The sequence below is a fragment of the Nostoc sp. CHAB 5715 genome (assembly GCF_020829685.1).
GTDB lineage: Bacteria > Cyanobacteriota > Cyanobacteriia > Cyanobacteriales > Nostocaceae > Nostoc.
The window spans coordinates 1-6,174 of record NZ_JAIVFR010000421.1; the positions used below are offsets into that span (position 1 = coordinate 1).

Sequence of the window (6,174 nt, forward strand, 5' to 3'; positions counted from 1 at the left end):
AAGCGATCGCAGCTTTTGCTTTGTGACATCTCCTACACTGACTCTGCGAGTACAGTGTAGGCTTGGAATTTCTTGATGCTGAAAAAGCAGCAGTCTGTCCGGTTAAACTGATAAGGATAAAAGTAGCAGATCAAGCAGTGAATAACATAGTGCGGTTAGTTTTGACAGCAATATTGCTGGTGCTAGTGACAGCTTGTGGCAGTATCGGACTGCTACCGACTAGAGAGTTAGTGCAAAAAGCGATCGCACTTGGGCTAGAGCAAACTCAACAAAAACTTAGCCAGCAGTTGGATCTAGATTTTCAAGGATTTGAAATCAAGCGGCTATCAATTACCCAGGAAGAACCCCTAACCATTGAAAATTTACCAGCTTTCCACGTTCGAGGAACCTACGATTTAATTTTAAAGCTACCAAAACGGCGCTTGAGGCAACCAAAAAAACCTTTTGACGTTTACCTGCAAATTCAGCAAGAAGGTAAAACCTGGCGATTGCTACTTCCAGAAAAGAGTAGTAAAGATACTCAATCAATTTGGCGTAGCTATCTAATATCATGTCCGATAAATTACTTGTGATATGTCAAAAGCGAGTGGAACGAAGTGAAACGAAGCAATCACAACGTCTGGAGCGATTGCTTCACTCCGTTCGCAATTGACTTGTGTTTAACCGGACGTGATATAATTCAGTAATTGATACTCACTGACAGAAATTAGGTAATACTAATTCTTCATGAAGATGCAGATAATAAGACCCCCTGTAGTCCCCCCTTAATAAGGGGGGACGGCGTAGCCGGGGGGTAAATATATGCAGCTTTACAAAGAAACGGTATAATACTAATTCTTCATGAAGATGTACATAATCTTTAAAAACGAACCGCCAAGGAAAGTTAAAAAGTCAAAAGCTCGCTATTCACCCAACAATTGAAATATCAACAGACGGACGTAATTTTGCACAAACTGATAAAACTTGATGAATTTCATGTGTCAAAAACTGATCAAATAGTTCCTGATCTATCCTCAGATTGGAGTCCAGCGTAGTAAAAGCTTGTTGATATAAAATGTAATCGAATCTTGATGCCCATTTTCTTGCTCCTAATCGCGCTGTTATGGAGCAATTATCAACCATAAAAGCGATGCCTTTGTGGTGCATATAGGGATTAAGAGAATCCACGCTTTCAATAATGGATTCGTTAGCGATTTCTGAGTAGGAGTGCCCTTTTTCTCGAAGTAAGTCTACTTGAGCCATCATCGTCGCAATATAAATGCCTGCGGTGATGGGATTAACGGCAATATTTTCTGGTTGTCTTTTCGCACGGACACTAGCGCCAACTTGCCACATTTGGGTTCCATCAATATTTTTCATAGGATAGCGTTGATGCCGATGTTCTGCTTCAATAACACTCTTGATTTCGCTTCCAGAAGCAACATCGTCATATATCTCCATCAAAATTTCAAAAGCAGGATGATAAGCAGCAGAGTAGGCTTTCTTAAAAGCTTCCTGATCTGTTTCATTCAAAAACTCGTAAACAGACAAAATTCCCTTTTGGGAAATCAGCTTAGTAATTGGGCCAGTGAGAGATTCCACACTCTTAGTAAACGCACTTTCTTTAGAGAATCCTTGACCAATAAACCAACGGTAAAGACTTTCTACAATCCCGTGAACTGCTCCAAGTAACACGCCTCTTTCTCCAAAGATATCAGATTTATATTCTTCTTCAAGTGTAGTTTTAAATGTAACAGGTGAACCTATAGCAATTGACCATCCAAGTGCATAATCTGTTGCTTTGCCGTTAATATCTTGATGAATGGCAAAGCTCGAATTAATGCCAGCCCCATTCACTTCTTTGCCTTGCTCATAAAGTCTCCTAACTGAAAGTCCCATCCCTTTGGGACATACGGCAATCACGTTAATATTTTCTGGAAAATCTTTACCAATACTTTTGAGGTATCCCAGCAAAAATCCATGAGATAAGCCGAGTGTAGAACCTGGGCAAAGAGACTCAAAAATTCGCTCTATATTGTTAGCTTGTGCAGCATCAGAAATTAGAAGAATGGACAATTGTGAAGACGAAAGCACTTCATACATCTCTCCCAATGTGCCATCATCTGTGGTAAAGCCAGCTTTTTGAGCTAATGGAATAGAAGTCGAATTTTCTCGCAGACCTATTTTGACTTTAATATCAGTTCCCCTAAGAGAATCTCTTAAATTCTGTGCTTGGGCAGAACCTTGAGATGACCAACCAATGACTCCGATTTGCCCAATACCTGCAAATGCTTTAGGTAAAAGTGGAAAAAGATGATGCCCTCCCCGGATGATATATTCTTCTGTATTTGCTAAAAGAATTTTTTCTTTATTAAATGTCTTGGTGTTGAAGTGCAAACTACTCATAGACTTATTACTACAGTGCTATATTTCGCATCGACTAGCTATTACATTAGGTGCTAGCTGTCACTCTGTCCAACACATTTTTTATAGTTAATTAACACTTAAAAAGTTCAAACAATGGAGCTAAGGCATTTACGCTACTTTGTCGCAGTTGCAGAAGAATTACATTTTGGTCGAGCAGCCCAAAGACTCCACATGGCGCAGCAACCTCTAAGTCAACAAATACGCCAATTAGAAACAGAATTGGGTGTTTCTCTATTCCACCGCACCAAGCGTCAGGTTCAGCTTACGGAAGCAGGAAAAGCTTTTTTGCAGGAGGCGCGTCAAGTTTTGGATAAAGCATCTCACGCAATAAAAGTGGCAAGACTTGTTGCACAGGGAGAAATTGGACGACTTGCTGTGGGTTTCTCTGGTTTTGCAACTTATAGCATTTTGCCGAAAGTTCTTCAGGTATTTCGAGAGCGTTTCCCTAGCGTGGAATTGGATTTAGAGGAAATGACAACCAGCGCTCAAGTACAGGCTTTACAAAACCGTCAAATTCATCTTGGGCTGATGATTCCCCCTGTAAATGATGCGTCTCTAAGCTTGTCTATGATTCTGCAAGAACCATTTGTGGTGGTTTTGCCAGAGTCTCATCCTCTAGCTAAAAAGCCGGAATTAACTTTGTCCGCCTTAGGCAATGAATCTTTCATTTTAGTGTCGCGTCATTTAGAACCTGGCTACTATGATTTATGTATCAGTTTATTCCAACAAGCTGGTTTCAGTCCTAAAGTTGTCCAAAAAGCAAGCCATAAGCAAACAATACTCGGTCTTGTTTCTGCTGGTATGGGTGTTTCCCTTGCTCCTGCATCAATTCGTAATATCTACAGGAGAGGGGTTGTTTATACCAATCTCAACACGTCAATAGCAAAGGTGGAGCTTGCAGCCGTCTGGCGACAAGATGAGTCATCACCTATCTTGCAAACATTTATTCAGGTCATTAGAGAAATTGTTCTTCAGAATTGATTTATGGTTGACCTATTGAACACCAGAATTTTTGAATTGTGAATTACGTACAATAAGATATGTGCTACTAGAAAAACTATCACAAGCATTCTGAACATAAAAATTTTTGAAGTTGGAATTTTGCACAGTGGGATATGTACTACTAGAAAAACCATCACAAGTATTTCCGTATAACTGCTAGGTACAGTAATGTAGGGTGGGCTTTGCCCACCATATCCGGGTTTTGGTGGGCAAAGCCCACCCTACGTGTATTTCAAAAATCAAATAGGAGTCCTATACTAGAAAAACTATCACAAGCATTCTGAACATAAAAATTTTTGAAGTTGGAATTTTGCACAGTGGGATATGTGCTACTAGAAAAACCATCACAAGCATTTCCGTATAAATGCTAGGTACAGTCATGATCGAGGTAATAGTTTCACCAAAGACAGGATAAGATGTATATCAACTTTTTCATCAGTTCCATTGCAGGAATTGTGGTGGTAGTGCTAACAGCTTTTGCCTTACTGCAATGGTTGCACATCCCTGCTGGTAACTTTCTTGATTGGGTGATTGGTGGTGCAAGCTTTTGGTGGCTGTTGGTAATTGTTACTGTACCGTGGAATGTGCATTTTCAAGCCAAAGAAGTCTTAGCAGAAGCAGCACAATCCAAAGAGAAAGGAATTCCAGTTGATGAGAAACAAGTAAAATATGTGACAGTATTGGCAAAGCGATCGCTCTGGGTTGCCATTGCTTTACACTTATTCTCAGCCGTTGGTCTTTATACTCTTGCTGCCACTGGTATTAGTATGGTTGGGTATATAAGTTCTGGTGCAGCTTTGTTATTAACAATTCTGCGTCCAGCGATTCGAGCTTATGAGTATTTATATGCGCGGTTAACGATGATTCGCCAAGAATGGAAGTATCCCCGTGAAGATATTGTTGAACTGCGCGATCGCTTCTCAATATTAGAACAAAAAATCCAGTCATTAGAGGAGCAACTTAACCCAGAACAATCCTATTCATTACCCGCAACTCAACAACGCTTTGCCGAAGAAACTCGCAGAGATTTAGCTCGAATTGCTGCTAATTTAGAAGAATTACGCGCGACAAATCAAACTGAACATGAGCGGTTGGCGAGAGAAGCAAGAAATGCGATCGCGCAACTTTCCACCGACGGGCAATTTCTCGATCATGTCCGCGAAATTATTCGATTTTTTAAGACCGCTTAATTAAGCTGTTACGCATTTAAGTTGCACATTAACTGGTGAGGTTGTCCTTTGTCATTTGTCCTTTGTCATTGGTAAAGACAAATGACTAATGACTAATGACGGTCTACACGGAAAATAGTGCAATAAGCTGATGCGCGTCTAGATTGTACATTGCAATTGTTAAGACTGTCATGCAGTCAATGGTCATCTGTCCTTTTAAATACAAATGACTAATGACAAATGACTAATGACAACCCTCACGAGTAAATATACAATTTTATTTGCGTAACAGCTTATGTTCGCCGATTAACTAGAGTAGCGCTAGCTTGGTCAACAGGCATCAGCACAACTTCATTAATATTGACATGGGGCGATCGCGTCACACAGAAAAATATCACATCAGCCACATCATCTGCTGTCAGGGGCGTAACTCCTTGGTAGACTTTGTTGGCGCGTTCAGCATCTCCGTGAAAGCGCACATTGCTAAATTCCGTTTCTACCATACCAGGGTCAACGGAAGTTACACGTACCCGCGTTCCCAACAGGTCTTGTTTTAAACCTTCAGAAATTGCCGTCACAGCAGCTTTGGTAGCACAGTAGACATTACCACCGGGATAAGTTTGATGTCCAGCAATGGAACCTAAATTTACTATATGACCGCGATCGCGGCTCACCATTCCCGGAACGACATAGCGGGACACGTAAAGTAAACCCTTAACGTTAGTATCAATCATGTCTTCCCAATCTTGAAAGCTGCCTTCATGCAACTTGTCTAAACCACGACTTAAACCAGCATTGTTGATGAGAATGTCGATGTCAGACCAGGCAGAGGGTAGAGTAGAAATAGCAAATTCAACAGCGTTGCGATCGCGCACATCTAGCTGTAACAAATGAATTTCAATACCAAATTCTTTAATGAGAGTATCTGCTAGCTGCTGCAAACGTTCCAACCGTCGTGCTGCTAGGATTAGTTTTGCACCTGCACCAGCAAAGATTCTCGCGCAAGCAGTACCAATACCACTACTTGCACCAGTAATAAAAATGATTTGATTTTCTAGGGAAGTCATTGAAAAAAAGTCAATAGTCCAGTGTTAATTTAAATACACAATTTAGCAATTTAGCAAGTTACTGACAAAGAAAATTTAGAGCGACCTATTTTCGTTGAGTGTGACCTCGCAATAATAAACGCTGAGTTGCAGAGCTAAACGTAAATGTCAGTGCTTGCTTTTACGACATAAACAGTGCATTGATAAACTGTGTAATGCCCCACATTTAAGCCACGTTTAGTATCACTGCTAGATGTACTGTAATACTCAGGTTTTGGAACAAAATGTCGATGATGATGAATTACTCTAAAGTAGTCTGATGCTATGAAAGCGATCGCTTTCATGATTTTAGGACTTACGCATTGACGCAAAATACATAGTATGTAGGGCTTGAAAAACCACATCTGTCGTAGGGGCACAGCATTGCTCATACGTGTCAACTTAACGTAAAAGCCATGTCCCGCAAGGAACTGAAGTTCCTTGCTAATAGTAAAAGTCATCTGAAGATGACTAAATATAGCCAAAAATCTTTAGTCTACTTTAGTAGACTT

Annotated in this window: 5 protein-coding genes; 3 read left to right on the top strand and 2 right to left on the bottom strand. The window is 40.5% G+C overall.

Features of this window, described 5'->3' with window-relative positions; genetic code table 11:
* Positions 1-146: 146 nt before the first annotated feature.
* Positions 147-572, top strand: a complete 426-nt coding sequence (locus LC574_RS21935; RefSeq protein WP_229455617.1) for a hypothetical protein — start codon at positions 147-149, stop codon at positions 570-572.
* A 334-nt stretch (positions 573-906) separates the two neighbouring features.
* Here LC574_RS21935 and LC574_RS21940 read toward each other — a convergent pair whose 3' ends face one another.
* Positions 907-2,385, bottom strand: coding sequence for a ketol-acid reductoisomerase (locus LC574_RS21940; protein ID WP_229455610.1), 1,479 nt, complete (start codon positions 2,383-2,385; stop codon positions 907-909).
* A gap of 114 nt (positions 2,386-2,499) precedes the next feature.
* On the opposite strand from LC574_RS21940, the gene LC574_RS21945 reads away from it, so the two are divergent.
* Both LC574_RS21945 and LC574_RS21950 read left to right on the top strand, forming a co-directional pair.
* Positions 2,500-3,387: a LysR family transcriptional regulator gene (locus tag LC574_RS21945; RefSeq protein WP_229455612.1), complete on the top strand. Its 888-nt coding sequence runs from the start codon at positions 2,500-2,502 to the stop codon at positions 3,385-3,387.
* A 437-nt stretch (positions 3,388-3,824) separates the two neighbouring features.
* Positions 3,825-4,598, top strand: a complete 774-nt coding sequence (locus tag LC574_RS21950) for a hypothetical protein (RefSeq protein WP_229455613.1) — start codon at positions 3,825-3,827, stop codon at positions 4,596-4,598.
* Between the two features lie 272 nt (positions 4,599-4,870).
* Here the strand turns inward: LC574_RS21950 and LC574_RS21955 are convergent, their stop codons facing one another.
* Positions 4,871-5,644 carry an SDR family oxidoreductase gene (locus LC574_RS21955; RefSeq protein WP_229455615.1) on the bottom strand — a complete coding sequence of 258 codons (774 nt, stop codon included), beginning with the start codon at positions 5,642-5,644 and terminating at the stop codon, positions 4,871-4,873.
* Positions 5,645-6,174: the final 530 nt, after the last annotated feature.

What these genes read in the sequence shown, in the direction of transcription:
- LC574_RS21940 (WP_229455610.1), bottom strand. Translation starts at nt 2,385, where the DNA reads ATGAGTAGTTTGCACTTCAACACCAAGACATTTAATAAAGAAAAAATT.
- LC574_RS21945 (WP_229455612.1), top strand. Translation starts at nt 2,500, where the DNA reads ATGGAGCTAAGGCATTTACGCTACTTTGTCGCAGTTGCAGAAGAATTA.
- LC574_RS21950 (WP_229455613.1), top strand. Translation starts at nt 3,825, where the DNA reads ATGTATATCAACTTTTTCATCAGTTCCATTGCAGGAATTGTGGTGGTA.
- LC574_RS21955 (WP_229455615.1), bottom strand. Translation starts at nt 5,644, where the DNA reads ATGACTTCCCTAGAAAATCAAATCATTTTTATTACTGGTGCAAGTAGT.